This window comes from Pseudoalteromonas sp. 2CM36K (assembly GCF_023161865.1).
Taxonomy (GTDB): Bacteria; Pseudomonadota; Gammaproteobacteria; order Enterobacterales; family Alteromonadaceae; genus Pseudoalteromonas; species Pseudoalteromonas tetraodonis.
This window is the reverse complement of record NZ_JALNTK010000015.1, coordinates 33,361-53,311: the sequence shown is the minus strand read 5'-3', so window position 1 is coordinate 53,311 and position 19,951 is coordinate 33,361. Positions and strand designations below refer to the sequence as shown.

The 19,951-nt window shown below is 39.2% G+C and carries 20 protein-coding genes; 15 read left to right on the top strand and 5 right to left on the bottom strand.

Annotation, left to right across the window (positions count from 1 at the left end; all coding sequences use genetic code 11):
- Positions 1 to 73 precede the first annotated feature (73 nt).
- From MTN97_RS10700 to rluF, 3 genes are read left to right on the top strand one after another with little or no spacing between them, the layout of a single operon-like run.
- A complete protein-coding gene (locus tag MTN97_RS10700; protein WP_036983965.1) occupies positions 74 to 1,288 on the top strand; it encodes an EAL and HDOD domain-containing protein in 1,215 nt (404 codons plus the stop codon).
- Between the two features lie 27 nt (positions 1,289 to 1,315).
- Entirely contained in the window at positions 1,316 to 2,401 is a 1,086-nt protein-coding gene (locus MTN97_RS10695) for a DUF418 domain-containing protein (protein WP_248474397.1), read from the top strand.
- A 43-nt stretch (positions 2,402 to 2,444) separates the two neighbouring features.
- A complete protein-coding gene (gene rluF / locus MTN97_RS10690) occupies positions 2,445 to 3,434 on the top strand; it encodes a 23S rRNA pseudouridine(2604) synthase RluF (protein ID WP_214552163.1) in 990 nt (329 codons plus the stop codon).
- Between the two features lie 60 nt (positions 3,435 to 3,494).
- On the opposite strand, the gene MTN97_RS10685 is transcribed toward rluF, so the two are convergent.
- On the bottom strand, positions 3,495 to 6,557 hold the full coding sequence (locus MTN97_RS10685; protein ID WP_248474366.1) for an efflux RND transporter permease subunit: 3,063 nt from the start codon (positions 6,555 to 6,557) through the stop codon (positions 3,495 to 3,497).
- 2 nt (positions 6,558 to 6,559) lie between these two features.
- Positions 6,560 to 7,642: an efflux RND transporter periplasmic adaptor subunit gene (locus tag MTN97_RS10680; protein ID WP_248474365.1), complete on the bottom strand. Its 1,083-nt coding sequence runs from the start codon at positions 7,640 to 7,642 to the stop codon at positions 6,560 to 6,562.
- A 122-nt stretch (positions 7,643 to 7,764) separates the two neighbouring features.
- Between MTN97_RS10680 and MTN97_RS10675 the strand changes: the two genes are divergently transcribed.
- Together MTN97_RS10675 and MTN97_RS10670 are read left to right on the top strand one after the other, a co-directional pair.
- Entirely contained in the window at positions 7,765 to 8,667 is a 903-nt protein-coding gene (locus MTN97_RS10675; RefSeq protein WP_069438931.1) for a LysR family transcriptional regulator, read from the top strand.
- Entirely contained in the window at positions 8,657 to 8,962 is a 306-nt protein-coding gene (locus MTN97_RS10670; protein WP_036983973.1) for an MGMT family protein, read from the top strand. Before MTN97_RS10675 ends, MTN97_RS10670 begins: the two co-directional genes overlap by 11 nt.
- Positions 8,963 to 9,340: 378 nt before the next feature.
- On the opposite strand, the gene MTN97_RS10665 is transcribed toward MTN97_RS10670, so the two are convergent.
- The 3 genes from MTN97_RS10665 to trhA form a co-directional block, all read right to left on the bottom strand.
- A complete protein-coding gene (locus MTN97_RS10665) occupies positions 9,341 to 9,997 on the bottom strand; it encodes a hypothetical protein (protein WP_051498262.1) in 657 nt (218 codons plus the stop codon).
- A 198-nt stretch (positions 9,998 to 10,195) separates the two neighbouring features.
- Positions 10,196 to 10,783 carry a cold shock and DUF1294 domain-containing protein gene (locus tag MTN97_RS10660; protein WP_190276285.1) on the bottom strand — a complete coding sequence of 196 codons (588 nt, stop codon included), beginning with the start codon at positions 10,781 to 10,783 and terminating at the stop codon, positions 10,196 to 10,198.
- A gap of 295 nt (positions 10,784 to 11,078) precedes the next feature.
- Complete coding sequence (gene trhA, locus MTN97_RS10655; protein ID WP_036983974.1) at positions 11,079 to 11,708, bottom strand: PAQR family membrane homeostasis protein TrhA; 630 nt, start codon at positions 11,706 to 11,708, stop codon at positions 11,079 to 11,081.
- Positions 11,709 to 11,989: 281 nt separating this feature from the next.
- Here trhA and MTN97_RS10650 point away from each other — a divergent pair, with 281 nt between their 5' ends.
- The 10 genes from MTN97_RS10650 (at position 11,990) to MTN97_RS10605 (ending at position 19,906) form a co-directional block, all read left to right on the top strand.
- Positions 11,990 to 12,268: a hypothetical protein gene (locus tag MTN97_RS10650; protein WP_248474364.1), complete on the top strand. Its 279-nt coding sequence runs from the start codon at positions 11,990 to 11,992 to the stop codon at positions 12,266 to 12,268.
- Between the two features lie 228 nt (positions 12,269 to 12,496).
- The gene (locus MTN97_RS10645) at positions 12,497 to 13,075 is read left to right on the top strand and encodes an LON peptidase substrate-binding domain-containing protein (protein ID WP_036984076.1); all 579 of its coding nucleotides are present in this window, start codon (positions 12,497 to 12,499) and stop codon (positions 13,073 to 13,075) included.
- 70 nt (positions 13,076 to 13,145) lie between these two features.
- The gene (locus MTN97_RS10640; protein WP_036983976.1) at positions 13,146 to 13,769 is read left to right on the top strand and encodes a sigma-70 family RNA polymerase sigma factor; all 624 of its coding nucleotides are present in this window, start codon (positions 13,146 to 13,148) and stop codon (positions 13,767 to 13,769) included.
- Positions 13,762 to 14,427: a ChrR family anti-sigma-E factor gene (locus MTN97_RS10635; RefSeq protein ID WP_036983977.1), complete on the top strand. Its 666-nt coding sequence runs from the start codon at positions 13,762 to 13,764 to the stop codon at positions 14,425 to 14,427. Before MTN97_RS10640 ends, MTN97_RS10635 begins: the two co-directional genes overlap by 8 nt.
- Positions 14,428 to 14,435: 8 nt before the next feature.
- Positions 14,436 to 15,389, top strand: a complete 954-nt coding sequence (locus tag MTN97_RS10630) for a YbgA family protein (RefSeq protein ID WP_036983978.1) — start codon at positions 14,436 to 14,438, stop codon at positions 15,387 to 15,389.
- The gene (gene phrB / locus MTN97_RS10625; protein WP_069439704.1) at positions 15,389 to 16,783 is read left to right on the top strand and encodes a deoxyribodipyrimidine photo-lyase; all 1,395 of its coding nucleotides are present in this window, start codon (positions 15,389 to 15,391) and stop codon (positions 16,781 to 16,783) included. The genes MTN97_RS10630 and phrB overlap by 1 nt, the downstream gene beginning before the upstream one ends.
- Before the next feature lies 1 nt (position 16,784).
- On the top strand, positions 16,785 to 17,213 hold the full coding sequence (locus tag MTN97_RS10620; protein WP_036983980.1) for a nuclear transport factor 2 family protein: 429 nt from the start codon (positions 16,785 to 16,787) through the stop codon (positions 17,211 to 17,213).
- Positions 17,214 to 17,215: 2 nt separating this feature from the next.
- Positions 17,216 to 17,926, top strand: a complete 711-nt coding sequence (locus MTN97_RS10615; protein WP_248474363.1) for an SDR family NAD(P)-dependent oxidoreductase — start codon at positions 17,216 to 17,218, stop codon at positions 17,924 to 17,926.
- Positions 17,923 to 19,176, top strand: coding sequence for an NAD(P)/FAD-dependent oxidoreductase (locus tag MTN97_RS10610; RefSeq protein ID WP_248474362.1), 1,254 nt, complete (start codon positions 17,923 to 17,925; stop codon positions 19,174 to 19,176). The genes MTN97_RS10615 and MTN97_RS10610 overlap by 4 nt, the downstream gene beginning before the upstream one ends.
- A complete protein-coding gene (locus MTN97_RS10605) occupies positions 19,169 to 19,906 on the top strand; it encodes a DUF1365 domain-containing protein (protein ID WP_036983984.1) in 738 nt (245 codons plus the stop codon). The genes MTN97_RS10610 and MTN97_RS10605 overlap by 8 nt, the downstream gene beginning before the upstream one ends.
- Positions 19,907 to 19,951: the final 45 nt, after the last annotated feature.

Genomic DNA, 19,951 nt, shown 5'->3' with positions numbered 1-19,951 from the left:
AAAGTTCAGTGACATCCCTTCTTGTTTACGCTTTAATTACTTAGTCTGGTGGAAATAATATAAAGTAGGTAATGTGTCTGTATTTGTGGCAAGGCAAGCAATACTAAATAGGAATCAAAATGTAGTTGCTTATGAACTGCTATTTCGCGATAGTCCTGAAAATTGCTTTCCTGGTGTGTCTGATGGCCAAGCAACGGCGAGGCTTATCATGGAAAACCAGCTTAACCTAGGTACTCGTCACATTACCTCGGGTAAAAAAGCATTGATTAATATTGGCCCTGAGTCGTTAAAACTTGATTTGTGTGATTTTTTACCTTGTAAAGATGTGGTTATTGAATTACTTGAGACCATAGAGCCCACCGACGATACCTACGAGCTATGTCGTAAACTATTCCACAGTAACTACAAATTAGCCCTTGATGATTTTGTTTATAAGCCGCAGTGGGAGCGCTTTTTAAAGCTGGTCAACTTAATTAAATTTGATATTCGCCTTACTCCACTTGCTGAAATTCCGCTGGTGGTGAATAAGCTTAAAAAATACAAAAATATTAAACTACTAGCCGAAAAAATAGAAACCGTTGAAGAATATAAATTGGCCCGTAAAATGGGCTTTGATTATTTTCAAGGTTATTATTTTGCGCGCCCAGTGATGATAGAACAAAAAGATATGCACTATAATTACGGCCTAGTGATCGCCATTTACTCAGAAGTAATGAAGCCAGATCCTGATGTTAAAGTGATCACCGGTTTATTTGAGCTTGATGCGGCATTGGCCTACAAGTTACTGCGTTTATTAAATAGCGGTGTGTTTCCGCTACAAAGCCAAATTTCGTCGTTAAAACAAGCGTTAGTTTACCTCGGCCAAGCACGTTTAAAAAAGTTTGTTAACTTAATTGTCACTGCCCATACAGCTCGCTCTAAGCCTATAGAGCTCATGCAGATGTGCGTTATTCGCGCACGGTTTTGTGAATTAATAGCCGCAAAAGTTGCTAAGCAGGTTCAAGGTGAAGCATTTTTAACGGGGCTTTTTTCACTGCTCGATGCTATTTTAGACAAGCCAATGGACTTGCTGGTTGATAAACTTCCATTCCCGGAAGATATAAAAGCAGCGTTAACTGGTGAAAAAAATAACTTATATTATATCCTTGAAACAGTCAAAGCCTACGAAACAGGAAGCTGGTGGGCGCTTGAGAAAGCGGTATTACTGATTAATTTAGACAGTGCTTTTTTACCAAAATTATACAAACAAGCGGTACAATGGGCCGATAGCTATAAAGATAATATTTAGGGAATTCATGCTTTGCGCAATTATAATATGGACTTTATAAGGGGCGTAGCCGTACTTGGTCTGGTATTTATTAACTGTTTTTCCTTTGCTATTTTCGAGCTTAATTATACGCCACTCACAACATCACCACCTAGCGATCAGTTTCTAAACATACTAAGCCTTATATTTGTTGAAGGGCGGTTTCGCACTTTATTTACGTTATTGTTTGGTGCGGGTCTTTATATTCAGTTCCAGCGACAGCAATGTATTGAGCCATTAAAAAAACGCCTATATTGGCTTATTGTGTTTGGCTTAATACATGGTTTTTTATTGTGGGCGGGTGACATTTTGTTTTTATATGGGGTGTCAGGTTTATTTATATTGCGCTATTTAGATTACACGAATGAAGAGCTTAAAAACAAAGCGGCGCTTTTTACTTTTATTTCTTTAATGACCATTGCCATATTTATGTTAGGGCTTAATGAGGAACCACTCTATAGGGATTCTCCCGAGTTTGACCAGATATATAATAGTTATTACCAAAGTATTGGTGCGCATTTTAGCCAAAATATAACAATGAGCATTTATATGTTGCTAACAGTGCCTATTTTATTACTGTGGGCAAGTGCTGGCTTTATGCTAATTGGTATTGTTGCCTACAAATGTAATGTGTTTAGTGATGGATTTAGCAGGTCGGGGCTAATTAAACTTGCTGTGTTAAGTGTGTTGCTGACTAGCTTACGATTAGTGTTAGAGTCATATGAACAAGGTATTGGTTATGCGTTACAAGAGCCTGTTAATGAACTTGCTGCCTTATGTGTTGCACTGCTTTATATTCATTTAATTGTTAAACTTTGCGACAACAGCGCCTACATAGGGGGGCTTATCCAACAAGTTGGACGCTTAGCGTTTACTTTATACATAAGCCAAACCATTATGCAGTTATTATTGTTTAAAGTGTTTTTTCCGCAGTGGACGCTTAGTTTTAATCGACTCGATTATTGGCTTGTTGCCATTAGCTTAGTGATTGTACAGCTTATATTTACAGCTATTTATTGCCGTTATTTTAAGCAAGGCCCGCTTGAATACCTATGGCGTAAATTAGCAAAAATTAACCGCGAAAAAATAGCTTGAGTAGTTTAAACTATGCGCTTTTATATTTAAGAAGATTTGCCAGATGACAGACTTGAAGCGTTTAAATAAATTTATTAGTGAAACCGGGTTTTGCTCTCGCCGCGAAGCCGATAAATATATTGAGCAAGGTCGTGTTACCGTTAATGGCGAATTACCAGAAATGGGTGTTAAAGTTGCACAAAGCGATGTGGTATTGGTTGATGGTAAACCATTAAAAGCACCACCTAAACGTGTGTATATTGCTTATAATAAGCCTGTGGGCATTACCTGTACCACAGAGCGTAAAATTCAAAGTAATATAGTTAAAGCTGTTAATTATCCTGAACGTATATTTCCGATTGGTCGTTTAGACAGACCCTCAGAAGGGCTGATTTTTTTAACCAATGAAGGCGATATCGTTAATAAAATCTTACGAGCTGGCAATAACCACGAAAAAGAATATGTGGTTACTGTAGACAAACCACTTAATCGTCAGTTTGTAAATAAAATGGCGAACGGTATTCCTATTTTAGATACCGTGACTAAAAAGTGTAAAGTTACTCAGACCGGTGCGCAGCAATTTAGCATTATTTTAACCCAAGGTTTAAACCGTCAAATTCGCCGTATGTGTGAATACTTAGGTTACGAAGTGGTTACACTAAAACGTGTGCGTATTATGAACGTAACCCTCAAAGGATTGAAAGTAGGGCAGTGGCGACATTTAAGCGACGCTGAAATGGCGGTCATTAACGACTCAATTGCTGATTCAGGTAAAACGCAAGAACACTCACTTTATGATGATACTGAACAGCGCAATTACACTGAACAAGCTAAAAATAATGGCGCTAAATCTGCTCATAAGCGTGATTTTCAGGGCGGGAAACTACGTCGTGAAAATAATGACGAGCAACAAAAGCACGCTAAAAAAAGTAGTCGAAATACGCCTTATCAAAAACGCTCTACTACCTATGTAGGTAAATCAAAGACTCACAAAGCAAATACTGCCACAGGAAATAAAACCCGCAGCAGTAGCACGTTAAGCTTAAAAAAGTAATTAAGCTTGTTTAACAAAGCAAATAAAAACGCAGCCTTAGCTGCGTTTTTTGTTAGCCTACTATTTAGGGTAATCAATCCTAAATACCACAGTGTATAAAACCGGCACTACAATTAGCGTCAGTATTGTAGCAAATCCTAACCCAAACATAATGGTGACCGCCATCGACTGAAAAAATACGTCGAATAATAACGGGATCATGCCAAGTATTGTTGTGATAGCGGCCATGGCTACAGGGCGCACACGGCTTACGCCTGAGTCAAACACTGCTTGATAGGGTGATTTACCTTCACTCAGTTCTAAGTTTATTTGATCAACCAGTACAATGCCGTTTTTAATTAGCATGCCGCTTAAGCTTAGTAAGCCTAGTAGCGCCATAAAGCTAAACGGTGCATTCATCACTAATAAGCCTGCACTAACACCAATAATAGCCAGCGGTACAGTTGCCCAAATAACTAAAGGTTTTTTCACTGAGTTAAACAGTAATACTGTTACTGCAAACATTGCTAAATAGCCCAGTGGTAACGAGCCAAAAATAGCCTTTTTCGCTTTGCTTGATGATTCGAACTCGCCGCCCCATTGCATTTCATAGCCACGGGGTAAATCAATTGCTTCAACCTCAGCGCGAACCCGAGCAAATAATTTTGCAGGCGTTTCATCACCCAAAACATCATGATCTGCCATCACAGTAATGGTGCGTTTACGATCGCGACGCATAATTAAGCTGTCTTCCCACTCAACAATAAATTCATCAACCACTTGGGTAACCGGCACAAACACGCGTAAAACAGGGCTATAAATTTGTAAATCGTGAACACTGTCTACATTTAAGCGCTCGCTTGCCGGTGAACGGGCAATAATAGGCAATAATTGCGTACCATCACGATACACACCCACTTGCTTACCCGACAGGCTCGTTAACAGAACTTGGTCAAGATCAAATTTGGTGATCCCCAAACGGCGTGCTTTTTGTTCGTTAAATTGGGGGCGAATCATTTTAGTGCGTGCACGCCAATCATCGCGAATGTTAAAGGCACCGTCGTCTTTGGCGATAATCTCTTTAGCCTGTGATGATAGCTGTCTTAAAACAACCGGATCGGGGCCTGAGAACCGCGCCTCTATTTTAGCATCGGTTGACGGACCAATTTCCATTGGTTTTACTTTTAGCTTTGCTGACAGCGGATGTTGCTTTGCGTAATCGCGCACTTTTTGCATGACTTTTGCGACGGCTTCACGATTGGTGACACGAATAATTAACTGCCCATAAGCAGGATAAGATTTTTCTGGCGCGTAAGTCAGCATAAAACGCGGCGCACCTTGGCCAACCGTACTGGTGATTTCTGTGACCAGTTCATTCTTTTGTAAATAAGCTTCTAGCTGCTTAATGCCCTCAAGGGTTGCACGAATATCAGCACCTTGATCTTGCCAGTAATCCACATAAAACATCGGTGTATTCGAGGCTGGAAAAAATGATTGTTTTACCGAGCCAAACCCCACTACAGCGCTACATAAAAGGGCAACCATAAGGACTAAGGTTGTTTTTCTAAAGCGCATAGCTAAATTTAATGTCGCTTTATAACCATTGAATATGATGCCTTGATAAGGGTCTTCATGCTCTTGATTATGTTCGTGTTTAAATTCGGTTTCTTTAAACATTAAATGGGCAAAAAACGGGGTGAGGGTAATTGCGGTGATCCAGCTTAATAGCAAAGAAATAAACAGCACCCAAAATAAGCTGCCAGCAAATTCACCACTGGCATCTGAGCTTAAACCAATCGGTGCGAAAGCGGTTATGGCAATAACTGTTGCGCCAAGTAGTGGCCACTTAGTTTGATCGACAATATTAACTGCGGCTTTAAGCTTTGTTTGACCGCGCTTGAGGTTGATGAGAATACCTTCGGTCACAACAATGGCGTTATCGACCAGCATACCTAGCGCAATAATTAGCGCGCCTAATGATATACGTTGTAAGTCAATCGCAAACAGCTTCATAAATATAAAGGTGCCTAATACGGTCAGTAATAAAATACCGCCGATTAAAACCCCACTTTTAAAGCCCATAAAAATAAGTAGTACTACAATAACTATTGCAATGGCCTCTATTAAACTAACAATAAAGCCATCTACCGACTGCTCTACTTCTTTAGGTTGGTTATACACTGAGCTAATATCAATACCATGCGGGCGTTGATAATCAAGAGATGCTAAGTGCTCATCTATGTGTTTACCCACATCAACAACATTAACCCCAGACATAAACGACACACCAATAAGCAGAGCATGTTGTTGATTGTAATGAATCACATTAGTCGGTACTTCAGCATATTCACGGTAAACCTTTGCAACATCGCCTAGATAAATGAGTTCGCTGGCACCAGGCTTTGAAATTAATAAGGTTTCAAGTTCTTTTACATCTTTAAATTCACCAGTAGGGTGCAAGCGAATAGACTCATTACCCACGCGAATACGTCCAGCGTTAGATACGGTGTTTTGTGATTGCAGTAAATCATAAATATGACTAGGCGCAATACCGAGTTGGGCAAGCTTTTGCGTCGATACCTCAACCATTACTTGTGGCTGCTGTTGGCCCGCAATTGTAACTTTGCTCACTCCTTTGACTAAAACAAGTTCACGTTTTAAATAATCAACATAGTCTTTTAATTCATCATACGAGTAGCCATCGCCCGTGACGGCAAACATAACGCCGTAAACATCGGCAAAATCATCAATCACATTACTGGGGTAAACACCACTTGGCAGCGACGGGCTAAGGTCGTTTATTTTACGACGCATTTCATCCCATATTTGTCTTAGCTCCTGTTTACGATAGGTGCTTTTCATTTCTACGGTAATTTGTGATTTACCATTGGATGAAATAGAGGTGACATAATCAACATAGGGGAGCTGTTGAATGGCATTTTCAATCGGAAATGTCACTTCTTCTTCGACTTGCTGTGGAGAGGCACCTGGATATAAAGTGATCACCATGGCTTTTTTTAAAGTGAATTCAGGATCTTCCAGCTGGCCTAAATCAAAATAAGATACACTGCCGCCAATTAACAGCAACAGCGTAAACATCCAGCTAATGACTTTTTTCTCAATAGATAGTTGCGCAAAGCCCATAATTATAAGCCTCGCTCTTTATTCCAAGGACGAACAGACATGCCCTCTTGTAAAGAGTGAACACCGGCAGAGACAATTTGTTGGCCTTCTTTTACGCCGCTAAGCACTTCGATAGTGTCGTGATGCAATTGGCCCACTTGTACTGCTTGTTTATGCACAGTGCCAGTTTGCTGATTAAAAACCCACACATAGGCATTATCGCTTAGGCTTTTATTAGGATCTGAAAATACCGACTCAATAGGTAAAATAGTGTAAGGGGTTTGTGAGCGTGTAACTTTGCTCAAATCTATCATCACTTGTCCCGACATACCCGCAAGCAAATTAAAATCTTTTGGCACCGGTAATGAAAAAACCACTTTATAGGTAAGCGTTGCCGGATCGGCTTGGGTGTCCCATTCTTTAAGCGTTAGTTTGTATTGCTTGTCGTGATAGCCATCAAATTCAACCATAGGTTGGTATTGGGTATCTTTTTGAATGCGCGCCACGATTTTTTCAGGAACCTGTATTTCTACATCCATAAAATCGCGAGTTTCTAGGCGCAGAACATTTTGTTTTGCTTGAATACTCTCAAAGTTTTTTACAAACACTTTGGCTACTATGCCAGCAAAAGGAGCACGAAGTTCACTGTACTCTAAATTTGTTTCTGCAATTTTAAACGCTGACTCAGCGACTTGTTTATTGGCAACGGCTTGATCAAGCTCAGATTGACTGGTGATATTTTTATCAAATAGTTGTTTAATGCGTTTTAGCTGTGATTTTGCCAGTTCGTATCGTGCTTTACGTTCGTTATATTGTAATTGAAAATCCTCAGGATCTAACTTAGCCAATAGTTGTCCTTTTTCAACTTGTTCACCAGCTAATACAGGAAATTCAACCAACTCACCGTTGACCCTAAAAGCAAGATATGAGCCTTGGTTTGCAACCACTTCAGCGGGGAAGCTGCGAATGTTAGTTTGTGAATCATGACCAATGCTAAATAATTTAACCGGACGAATAGGCTCTTCTTTAGCTATTTTCTCGGGCTCTGAGCAGCCTATTAAACTTAGTAATGTCGCAGATAGTAAACATAAGCGAAACAGTGGCATGATATCTCCATGATAAAAAAAGGCTAAATAAGTGTGTGCAGCATACGCTGCAAACATATAAAATAAAATTCATTAAATTTTAGAAACTCAATAAGTTTTACTTATAATGTGCCGGGCTGACTATGAAACTTAATCAATTACAAATTTTAGATGCTATTGTGCAAAGCGCGAGTTTAAGTGGCGCTGCATTAAAGCTACATAAAACGCAACCAGCGCTCACATTGGCGATTAAAAACTTAGAAGCTAAATTAGGCTTTGACCTACTCGACCGTTCAAAATACCGATTACAACTTACCGAAAAAGGGCGTATTTTTCATCGTGAAGCTAAACAGCTTTTAAACGCGAATGAGCAGCTTACTCAGCTTGCAACCGAGCTGGCGCTGGGGAATGAAGCGCAATATAGAGTTTGCTACGAGCAAATTTGTCATGTGCAAAGTTATAACGAGATCATAAGTAATACTTTTAAGCATTTTTCTAGTACAGAATTTCGTTTAACCAGTGGTAAACGGTTTGTATCTTTAGAGCAAGTTAATACCGGCCAAGCCGAGCTTGGGATTGGCCCATGGTTTGATTTATTTCATGCCACCGGCGATTTAGAAAGCTTACCGATAGGCAAGCTTGATATAGGCATTGTTGGCGCAAAAGGGATTTTACCTAAGCAGCTTACCTACGATGAGTTACAACTTTACCCGTGTTTAGCGATGTTTGAAAGTGGCTTGAGCATAGACAGCGACAGGTTGTCTTATTCTAAAGGGGCTGCGGTAATGAAAATAGATGACATATCTACCCTAAAGTCGTTTTTATTGTCAGGTGCAGGATGGGCAATGATGAGTTTAGGCCACTGTAAAAAAGAAATTGCCGCGGGCTCATTACAGCAAATAATAGTAACAGACAGAGAGCATCAGTTTAGCGCGCAAATTCGTGTTTTTCGTCAACATGCCATGCACCATGGTCCTGTAGCGCGTAAAATTTGGCAGCAATTTGAATTACTCAGTCAGGAGTACTTAAACAATAATGGACGTTAATAAAGAAACGGTAATTTATACTATTATTGCGAGTATACCCTCAGGGTGTGTTGCCAGTTATGGGCAAGTAGCGGCGCTTGCAGGGTATCCTAATAATGCAAGGCTAGTTGGCCGATTATTAAAAGAGATGCCTAAAGATTCGGCGATCCCTTGGCATCGAGTGGTTAATAGCCAAGGTAAAATATCGTTTCCCGAAGGAAGCGATAAATACCAAGAACAACGACAAAAACTGTTATTAGAAGGTGTTAATTTTAACAATAATAAAGTGAATATGCGCGAGTGTAGATGGGAGTGATATAACTATTCTCGGCAGATAAGTGCTCGCGTAGGTCTGATAAGCGAAGCGCCATCCGACAAAGTAAAATACCTTGCCAATAATTCTCAATATTTAATGTTGTCGAGTGGCTAGAGAGTGCCATGAGCGGATTTTAAAGGCGTGTATCTGAAACTCTGTTGGGTGGCGCCTTTGGCTTAACCAACCTACCTTTTGACGTAGGTTGGACAAGTGGCGGAGCCACGCTATCCGACAAAAATAATGAATTTACCAGAAACAACCCAATTTACCCGTTAGCGATATAAATAACTGATTTGTACTGTAAGTTAAACCATCTATATTGACTGTCGGCTGAGTGCCATAAGCGGACATTCATAGCCTTAGTCAGTTGTTAGGTGATTATTCGCAAGCGCGCCACCTTTCGACTTGCTCTCTAATCTTTATAGGGTTAACTATCGTGTTCCCACAACCAGCAATATAGTCGCATACATCCTCAATAGTTGTATTCTTGAATTTACAGCGATTGAAATAGGCTTTCAATTTTTGCTCATGACGTTTGATGGGTCTATGCCTAGAAGCAATAACCCAATACAGAATATTAAAGAAAGCATCATGATGCTTACCACCAACGCGTAGTATATTTGCTAAATCTTCATGTACAGTAGAATCCAATGAAAGGGCATCTCGCGCACTGAATCCAATTCGATTTGCATGCTTCACATAATATTCTTTTTGTTCATGAAATAATCGCCACGCCTTATCAAAGTCTCGCTCTTTAACTGCCTGCTTAGCCTGACTTTTCGCATCAGCAGCTTTGCCAAGGTAATCATTAGTATCGAAGCAATAACTGGAATTGTGTATGTTGTCATCTACATTACTCTTTTTAGAGTGCGATGCTGTAAACATAGTCCCTGAATACTTAGCATCTTTCATACCACTACGCGAAACAACCTGATTGCTTACCACTTTTTGAGTCGAAGAGGCTCTTGTTTGTGTAAGAGTGACTACAACCACAAGCACCACTACTAATAATATAATAAGTGTTATTATTCCCATTATTACCTCTTCTCATGGTTTAAAATAAGCGCACAAAAGTAATCACCTAACGCCGCGTTAAGTGGTGAAAAACGCGACCACCAAACCTAAACCATTGTGCCGTAGCCACTAAAGCTGAACCAAACCAAAACTACCAAGCGTTGTGAATCCGTCTTGAACGCTTTGTTAGCCCACATTACTTTGCAAGTTTGATAGACGCTAAAACGCCCCTAAAACACTCTGGACTATACGCCGTCCTGATTCACTCAACAACCAAACAAAACCACCAATGTTGATAAAAATTGTAATCCATAGAATGAACTTGAAAGGTTGTTTCCTTGATTTGTGTCGTAGTTGAAACTGAGCCAGTAGTGCTCCTGGCCAACCACCGACCAAAGATAATGTATGCAATGTACTTTCTGACGTTCTCCAACTACCATTCTGTGCCGCTTGTTTATCCCACGCAAACATAAAATATGTAAAGATGCTCAATACTAAATACAAAGGAATTAGAAGTATTTCACCATTAAATACTGTTACCGATGCTATTGCTGCGACCAAGAAGCTAAAACCAAATAGCACTGTATAAGGGAATCCGTTGACACCTCGCACCACAATATTTTCAGCATTGAATCGTCCCTTTTTATCCTCAGCGACGTCAAAAGTAACGCTATCTTTTACTTTAGGGCGATAACCTCGGTTAGTGATAGATGAAATATGGAAGAATACTCTCACTTTCCCATCAACAGACGATATAAACCCATAACCTTTAGTATCGTTCCATTCTACTATTTGACCTTTTATCATAATCCTTCGCTAATTCTGACGCCTGTGGGCTAACAATTTAATAGTGCGCTCATCGCGCATATTTTTGCCGATTTAACGCTTATTTATCTACTTTTAACAAATTACCTAAGGCACTACTATCACTAAGTTTTTTAAAACTTTAAAGTAAAGTTAAATAGAATAATTTACGCGCGCCGCTCATTTTCATAAATATATGCGCAAAGAGCAGTTTCACCAATCAATTAACTACGATATTTAGCCAATTTCAATGACCGCTTCTCGCTCAAACCAGACTAATCTAAATGGCTTAACCAGCCTAATAAACATAGTTACTGATCGAAATATAATGGCTAACACATCCACCAATAACAAAAAGGTGCCAAATAGCATGGCTATATTGAGTACTTTTAGCACTATAAAAAATAGTACCTACACTATAAAATAAGCCGCCAGCTAATAGCCAATAAAGTGCATTGATAGGCACGTTTAAATAAAGCGGATACACAATGGCTAATGCAAACCATCCCATTAATAAATAAGTAGCCAGTGATACTTTTTTATTGCCATTTTTAACCAATAGCTTATAAGCGATGCCTGCAAACGCTACTGTCCAAATAAAGGCTAAGGTAGCCCAAGACCAGAGCCCAGATAACGACAGCAACAAAAAGGGCGTGTAGGTGCCTGCAATCAGTAAATAGATGGCGCAATGATCACATTTTTTGTAAAACGCTCTCAATCTTGGGCGCACACTGGCGTGATAAAGCGTTGAAGATAAAAATAAAATTAGTAAGCTACTGCCGTATATCAGAGTACTAGCATAGCTTTTCACACTATTAGTTTGTTTAACTAAATCCCAAAAAACAAAAGCAGCAAATACAATGCCTAGGGCATGACTAATAACATTTAACAGCTCTTCTTTTTTAGAATAGGGAGCTTCAACAGACATAACAGATCCTACCACTTTCCGAATGATTTTTAGTGTACAGGTGTACGCTGAAACTTTCAAATACGAAATAAAGTCATTAATTTACTGAACATTAACAAACACACTATTATTTGGTTTTATTTTTAAATTCATTGGTCAAAATTACTAATCTAGATTTTGTGGATTTCTTTTAAATTTATTTATTTAATTTTAAAACAATGACTTATAAAGTTTTTCCATTATGGCATAGCCCTTGATTGTAACTAAGCGTACTTACCAATAAACAAACAAGGAATACTATTATGAAAACTTCAATCAACATCACAATCGCAAGCTTACTTGTATTAGGCTCAACTCAGGTTAACGCGACAGAAGTCGATTTAAATATTACAGATATGCTAACTAAAACAGTGTCTACTTATGTATCACAAGCAACCTATGAACTTGAACAGTCAGTAAAGGAAGCTGTTTCTTTTGATGCCCAAGCTATTTTAGATGGTTTACTACAAACCAACCCAGTTGTTGATAATAGTGGCATTGATGAAAAGCAACTTGTAGTAAAAACACAACAAAAGCAATAAAAATAGGGAATAAGTGATGAACAGCGAGTTCGAATTGTTAGCCCTGATGTTGGCGCCAGTGGCAAGTGTACTGAGTGTATATTACATCGCTTACATGATAAAAAATGTGGGAACGAGGTTTAATTAGCGAATGCACTTACACGGTAAAACAATCGATGTAACTAAAGCTGATCGACTTCAATAGAGCGCACGTAAATAAAGGCAGAGTGTTTGAAAGAAGTAGACTTTATGAAACGTGCGATTTTCCCATTACCTATTTTTATATTACCTGAAGGCTATACGCGATTACGTATATTTGAGCCTCGTTATTTGACGATGGTTAAAAACGCATTAAAAACAAACAGCGGTTTTGTACTTTGCACCTTCGAACACGACACACCATTTAATATAAGCGCCCAAGGGTGTTTAATGGATATTATTGATTTCGACCAAGACGAAAGCGGTATGCTGTTGATTGATGTTTTTGCATCAAAAAGTGTGCAACTAGATAACGTGTACCAAGACGAACAGGAGTTACGCTATGGTGAGGTCTCTGCGTGCAATACACCTTATTGGTACAATAGCAGTAATCATGACATTGGCGAACATCAACTACTTCAAGTGGCATTAGAAGAAGTATTCTCTAATAATCCACAGCTACAGTCTCTTTATAAACATACCCAGTTTAATCAACTTACTTGGGTTGTTGCCAGATGGCTTGAGCTTCTCCCTATTTCTATTGAGAAAAAACAACAACTTGCATTTGAAACTAATTTTGATAACTTGCTGAATTTCCTCCATACTGTGATTAATAATGAATTTGCCTAAAATAATTATGATCCGCTTATATTCTTAGCTCGTAATGGTACTTACAAAAGCTATAACGGGACATTTTACTATGGTAAGTCAACAACAAATATTACGTTGTGAACCTAACACAGGTAAGTATACTGCCATGCCAGAAACGCCAAGTACGGAGCTCAGGGAAGCATTAGTTAATGTAGCCCAATCTCGCGATAAAAAATCTTTCGCGTACTTGTTTGAATATTTTGCACCAAAGATCAAACGCTTTGGCATTAAGCAGTTTGGTGTAGAAGCCCAAGCAATGGAGTTGGTGCAAGAAACACTCACTTCAGTGTGGCGAAAAGCGCATTTGTACAACAGCGACAAAGGCGCAGCCACTACGTGGGTTTATACGGTAATGCGTAATGCGTCCTTTGATATGCTTCGAAAGATGAAAAGCAACAAAGAAGAAAATATCAGCGAAGACATCTGGCCGTTATTGAATGAATCAGAAGATACACATCACGAATACAGTGACCACCTTGAAGATAAACAAATTAAGCGCTACCTAGATAAACTACCACAAGCACAAAGAGAAGTGGTACGCGGTGTTTACTTTCAAGATATGTCGCAAGAGCAGCTTGCTCAACAATTAAACATTCCAGTAGGCACGGTAAAATCACGATTACGTTTAGCCTTGCAGAAATTACGTAATGAAATGGGAGATCAGCATGATTAAACATCACCCGAGTGAAACACTACTTACACAATACTGTGCAGCAACACTTCCCGCATCACTAAGCTTAGCCGTATCTATTCATGTAGACATGTGCCCAATATGCCAAGCTGAGGTTGAAAAACTCGAGGCAAGTAATGCAAAAGCAGTGTTTAGTGACAACATGAATGTTAATAACGATGAGCAAAGCGACGATATAGCGGACTCAGGGTTGCTTGAATTAATTACGTCAGACGATTCGATTGATGAAGTTTATGCTGTTGAACCTGTTACTATTGATGTGAATGACCATAATTACAGCTTACCAAGAGCATTAACACGTATTTCTTATAGCAAATTTACACAAGTAGGTAAGCTTGCTCGTTCACGTATAGCGCTTGACGATGGGCATTTGCGCTCGAGTTTATTGCACATAGACGCAGGCGGCGAAATTCCTGAGCATACACATACAGGTTTTGAAGTTACGCTGCTTCTTGATGGCGAATTTACAGATGAAGAAGGCAGTTATGTACCAGGTGATTTTATTTGGCAAGATGGCCGTCATCAACATACTCCTTTAACAAAAGAGGGATGTTTGTGCTTTACTGTTGTTAGTAGTGCGCTACATTTTAATAAAGGACTTAGCAAGTTACTTAACCCAATTGGTGGCTTGATTTATTAAGAGAATCTATGCAAACAGATACAATAAAAATAGGTATTAGCGCCTGCTTAGCAGGCGAAAAGGTAAGATTTGACAGCGGCCACAAAAAATCTAACTTTTGTATGGAAGAGCTGGCAAAACATGTTGAATATAAAATGTATTGTCCTGAGGTTGCGGTAGGTTTACCAATACCCCGTCCAACAATTCGTCAAGTAAAAACAGGCGATACTATTAAAGTGTGTCGTCCGGATGGTACGGGAGATGTTGGCCCGCAGCTCACAGAATACGGTAAAAAAATAGCTACAGAACAAGCGGGGCATCTAAGTGGATTCGTTTTTTGTGCTAAGAGCCCAAGCTGTGGCATGGAGCGCGTTAAAATTTACAATGAAGCAGGAACGGGTAACACCTCTGAGGGCGTTGGCTTCTTTGCTGAACAAATCATGAAACACAATCCTTTACTACCTTGCGAAGAAAATGGACGTTTAAATGACGTTCATTTACGCGAGAATTTTGTAATGCGTGTTTATACATTGCATAACTGGCAACAGTTAGTGAAAGAGCCGGTTACTGTACATCGTTTGACCCAGTTCCATGCTCAATACAAATACTTGTTAATGGCTCATAATTATCAAGCGTATCGTGATTTAGGCAATCTACTTGGAACGTTTGTAGGTGACGATGTTAATGCTCTAGCCGACGAGTACATTTTAGGTTTAATGACCGCGCTTAAACGACCTGCTTCAAGAAAAAATAATTCTAACACGTTGATGCATTTGCAAGGTTACTTCAAAAAAGATTTATCAAAAATCGAAAAAGAAGAAATGCGAGATGCAATTGACGAGTATCGCCAAGGGTTGGTGCCGCTTTATGTACCACTAACCTTGCTTAAACATCATTTAAAGGTTCACCCGAATGAGTATTTAAGCAAGCAAATATACTTTAACCCTTATCCTAATGAACTTAAGCTACGTTACGGTTTGTAATGAATACACTATTTTGGTTTAGGCGCGATTTGCGCCTTTTTTCTAACGAAGCGCTTATTGAAGCGCTAAATAATGGTGCTAAACACGCCATTTTTTTTGTGTGCGAAAAACAATGGGCACAGCATAATACTGCCCCAATTCAAATTGACTTACTAAAACGCAGAGTCAGTTATATCCGTGAAAAATTAGCTGAGTATGGTATTAATTTACACGTGATAGAGGCTCCTTATTTCACAGACTGCCAAACTAAGCTTCTCGATTTTTGTCAGCAGTATGAGATTAAACACATAATAGCCAATAAAGAATATGAACTTAATGAGTTTAATAGAGATAAAGCGATTCAAGCGCAATGCGATCAACAGCAAATAACATTTACTTTATACGAGGGTGATATCATTGCTCCCGTAGGTAGTGTACGCACTCAAAATAATGAAATGTATAAAGTGTTTACGCCCTTTAAACGGGCGTGGCTAAAACAGTATCAAGATACTCACTTTAGCTTGGTGCCGTGGCCATTATCTTCAAATCCTATTGAGATTGAATCGTGTGAATTACTCAGCAGTGATGACAGCTCAAAAAAATGGCCGGTTGATGACGACACTTTAGCTAATGTAGTCGATAATTTTATCCATGATAAATTAGCAAGTTATGATGATGTACGCGATATACCTAGTGTAAAAGGAACATCGGGTTTAAGCCCCTATTTAGCATTAGGGGTTGTTAGTAGTAAACAATTAATGGTTAATATACAACAACATTACCCCGATATACTGACCACCTCAAAAAGTAAAACCTTTACCTGGGTAAACGAGCTGATTTGGCGTGAATTTTATAAACATTTAATTGCTGAATTCCCAAAACTTTCACGCGGTGCCAATTTTAACGAAAAGTATGATAGTGTGAGTTGGCGTGACAGTGACGCTGAGTTTAAGCAATGGTGCGAAGGCCGTACAGGCTATCCACTTGTTGATGCCGCCATGCAACAGCTATTGCAAACAGGCTGGATGCATAATCGTTTAAGAATGGTGGTTGCGAGTTTTTTAACTAAGCACCTACTGATTGATTGGCGAAAAGGCGAGCAGTTTTTTATGCAGCATCTTATTGATGGCGATTTAGCCTCAAACAATGGTGGTTGGCAATGGGCTGCAAGTACCGGCTGTGACGCACAACCTTACTTTAGGGTATTCAACCCCATTACCCAAAGCGAACGCTTTGATCCAAATGGTGATTTTATCCGTAAATATCTGCCTGAATTACAAAAAGTGCCAGATAAACACATTCATTTTCCTCATACCTATTTAGCAGCAACGGGGCAAAGTGAACACTGTTACTGGCCGGCAATTGTTGATCATAAAGCGGCACGAGCGAGGGCTTTAGCTGCATTTAAGGTGTGATATGGATAACCAATTATCAGTCGATAAATTTGTAGAAATATATCAAAAGCTTGATAAAGATAACCTAGAGTTATTAACTGAAATTTACGCTCAAAACATTCACTTTATAGATCCGTTGCACGAGATTAATGGCCTTGAAGATTTAAGGCGTTATTTTTGTGGTTTATATAGTAATGTTAAGCATTGTCGATTTGACATAACCGACTCATTTACCAACGATAATAATGCATTTGTATACTGGACAATGCATTATTCTCACCCAAAACTTAACGCGGGCAATACAATTTCAGTGCAAGGGCACAGCAAGTTGGTATTTGAAGGCGACAAGATTGTAAAACATCGAGATTACTTTAATGCTGGTGAGCTTTTGTATAAGCATATTCCATTACTGGGCAACATTATTAATTTTATTGATAAAAGGGCTGGTTAACTATGATTACCCTTATTACAGGTGCAACGTCGGGTATTGGTGAGCAACTTGCTATTAAGTACGCCGATCAGGGTGATACAGTGATCGCCTGCGGGCGTAATACGCAAAAGCTCGCTGAACTTGCCAAACATAACAACATAGAAACCTGCCAGTTTGATGCAACCAATTTGCAAGATATAAAAGCGGCAACGTTAGGGTACACTCAATTTGACCGCGTAATTCTCAATGCTGGCAACTGCGAGTATGTTGACGATGCACGTAATTTTGATAGCGCCTTATTTGAGCGTGTTATTAACGTTAATTTGTTATCAATGGGTTACTGCTTAGAGGCGCTTTTGCCAAAAATAGTCTCTGGCGGGCAATTAGTAATGGTTAGTTCAAGTGTTACTTATTTACCATTACCACGTTCAGAAGCCTACGGTGCATCAAAGGCAGGCGTTAGCTATTTAGCTAAAACCCTTGCGGTTGATTTAAACGATGTTGATGTAACATTAGTACACCCTGGTTTTGTAAAAACCCCTTTAACTGATAAAAATGATTTCCCTATGCCGATGGCTGTTAGTGCTGAAAAAGCGGCTGACTATATAATAAAGGGCGTCGCTAAACGTCGTAAAGAAGTTCATTTCCCCTATCGTTTTACATTTATACTTAAAGCATTGCGAATATTGCCACTTTCGCTTTGGCTTAAAATTGCAAAAGGATTAACCCGTTGAAAAAAATAGCAATAATTGGGACTGGCGTATCAGGTTTAACCTGCGGACATTTACTGCACAAGCATTACGATGTCACATTATTTGAAAAAAATGATTATATTGGTGGTCACACCGCAACTGTAGATGTAGTGCACAGCGGTATTAATTACGCGATAGATACGGGGTTTATTGTATTTAATGATAGAACGTATCCTTATTTTGAAAAATTGCTTAAACGCATTGGTGTGAAACGTAAACCGACCCAAATGAGTTTTAGTGTGCATAACGAGGCAACCGGCTTTGAATACAATGGGCATACATTTAGTAGTTTATTTGCTCAACGCAGAAATATAGTTAGACCTAAATTTTGGCGTTTATTGTATGACATCGTGCGTTTTAATAAGTTATGTAAGGCTTTGCACGCAAAAGGTCACTACACAGAGCAATCACTAGGTCAATTATTACAACAACATCGTTTTAATGATTTCTTTAAATATCACTACATTTTACCTATGGGTGCTGCCATTTGGTCTACTAGCATTAAAGAAATGGAAAATGTAGGGGTTGAGTTTTTTGTAAAGTTTTTCTTTAACCATGGTTTGCTAGACATTACCAATAGACCTCAATGGTACGTTATTCCCGGTGGCTCTCGTGAATACATTAAACCGTTGATAGCTGGTTTTGCTGATAAAATACAGTTAAACACTGACATTAAATCGGTAACCAGAGACGAGCAGGGAGCCACCATTACATTTGCTGATGGCCAGCAAGCCCTGTTTGATAAGGTTATTTTTGCGTGTCATTCAGATCAAGCGTTAGCGTTACTTGGTGATGCCTGCGAGCAAGAAAATAAGGTGTTGGGTGCTATTCCATACACTGAGAACTCGGTGGTATTGCATACCGATGTTTCACTATTACCAGATAGAAAAGCCGCATGGGCAAGTTGGAATTATTTGCTCAATAACAATACCGATAAAGCGGCGGTGGTTACTTATCAAATGAATATACTGCAAGGGATCAAATCAGATACACAGTTCTGCGTTACCTTGAACCACTTAGAAGGTATTAATCAGAGTAAAATTTTACGTGAATTTACCTATCATCATCCGGTATTTAATCAATTATCTATTGCCGCTCAACAGCAAAAGCATACCGTTGATGGACAAAATAACACGTACTTTTGCGGAGCGTATTGGTACAACGGTTTTCATGAGGATGGTGTGCGCAGCGCCGTTGATGTGGCCAAGCAACTTGGAGTAGAGTTTGACTAATGCAGTGTATTTAGGCGATGTTAAACATCGCCGTTTTGCTGTTAAACATCACGCGTTTAATTACCCGCTTTATATGATGTGGGTTGATTTAAATAATACTCATGCGCTTAATGGCGTCCATAAGCAGCTTGGAACTTCAGGGTTTAAAGCATTGAAGTTTGAGCAATCTGATTATTTAAAAGGGTTACCCGATAGTCATCATCAGCCCATCATAGAGCGAGCTCATGCGCAGCTAGCCCAGTTAGGGGTAGATGAGAAATTTAGCCATGTGTACCTGCTAGGGCAGTTACGCTGCTTGGGTATTTACTTTAGCCCCGTTAATTTTTATTTTTTTGGCCATGACGATAATCAATTTAGCTACATGGTGGCCGAGGTAAGTAATACCCCATGGAATGAGCGACATTACTACTTGGTTCCACTACAAAAAAAAGTGAACTTTAAGAAAGTTTTTTCCGTATCACCCTTTATGAATTTGGATATGAACTATCATTGGACTGTTCGACAAAAGAAAGACAATATACTGATACGTATAGAAAATAAGCGAGATGAAGAACTACTTTTTGATGCTTCGTTAAGGTTACAGCGCCAACCCTTGTGCAATAAACAAATGAGCAAGTTGTTGAAGCGCTTTCCTGCAATGACATGGTCTATTTTCAGAGGTATTTACTATCAGGCATTTAAATTGTTTGTTAAAAAAGTCCCTTTTTTAGGTCATTCAGGCAAACTTTAAATTTAATTTATGTTGTTTTATAAGTAATAACAATAATATAGGTAA

What these genes read in the sequence shown, in the direction of transcription:
- MTN97_RS10640 (WP_036983976.1), top strand. Translation starts at nt 13,146, where the DNA reads ATGGTAAGTCAACAACAAATATTACGTTGTGAACCTAACACAGGTAAG.
- MTN97_RS10645 (WP_036984076.1), top strand. Translation starts at nt 12,497, where the DNA reads ATGAAACGTGCGATTTTCCCATTACCTATTTTTATATTACCTGAAGGC.
- MTN97_RS10615 (WP_248474363.1), top strand. Translation starts at nt 17,216, where the DNA reads ATGATTACCCTTATTACAGGTGCAACGTCGGGTATTGGTGAGCAACTT.
- MTN97_RS10650 (WP_248474364.1), top strand. Translation starts at nt 11,990, where the DNA reads ATGAAAACTTCAATCAACATCACAATCGCAAGCTTACTTGTATTAGGC.
- MTN97_RS10680 (WP_248474365.1), bottom strand. Translation starts at nt 7,642, where the DNA reads ATGCCACTGTTTCGCTTATGTTTACTATCTGCGACATTACTAAGTTTA.
- MTN97_RS10685 (WP_248474366.1), bottom strand. Translation starts at nt 6,557, where the DNA reads ATGGGCTTTGCGCAACTATCTATTGAGAAAAAAGTCATTAGCTGGATG.
- MTN97_RS10670 (WP_036983973.1), top strand. Translation starts at nt 8,657, where the DNA reads ATGGACGTTAATAAAGAAACGGTAATTTATACTATTATTGCGAGTATA.
- MTN97_RS10660 (WP_190276285.1), bottom strand. Translation starts at nt 10,783, where the DNA reads ATGATAAAAGGTCAAATAGTAGAATGGAACGATACTAAAGGTTATGGG.
- rluF (WP_214552163.1), top strand. Translation starts at nt 2,445, where the DNA reads ATGACAGACTTGAAGCGTTTAAATAAATTTATTAGTGAAACCGGGTTT.
- MTN97_RS10665 (WP_051498262.1), bottom strand. Translation starts at nt 9,997, where the DNA reads ATGGGAATAATAACACTTATTATATTATTAGTAGTGGTGCTTGTGGTT.
- MTN97_RS10695 (WP_248474397.1), top strand. Translation starts at nt 1,316, where the DNA reads ATGGACTTTATAAGGGGCGTAGCCGTACTTGGTCTGGTATTTATTAAC.
- MTN97_RS10620 (WP_036983980.1), top strand. Translation starts at nt 16,785, where the DNA reads ATGGATAACCAATTATCAGTCGATAAATTTGTAGAAATATATCAAAAG.
- MTN97_RS10675 (WP_069438931.1), top strand. Translation starts at nt 7,765, where the DNA reads ATGAAACTTAATCAATTACAAATTTTAGATGCTATTGTGCAAAGCGCG.
- phrB (WP_069439704.1), top strand. Translation starts at nt 15,389, where the DNA reads ATGAATACACTATTTTGGTTTAGGCGCGATTTGCGCCTTTTTTCTAAC.
- trhA (WP_036983974.1), bottom strand. Translation starts at nt 11,708, where the DNA reads ATGTCTGTTGAAGCTCCCTATTCTAAAAAAGAAGAGCTGTTAAATGTT.
- MTN97_RS10635 (WP_036983977.1), top strand. Translation starts at nt 13,762, where the DNA reads ATGATTAAACATCACCCGAGTGAAACACTACTTACACAATACTGTGCA.
- MTN97_RS10630 (WP_036983978.1), top strand. Translation starts at nt 14,436, where the DNA reads ATGCAAACAGATACAATAAAAATAGGTATTAGCGCCTGCTTAGCAGGC.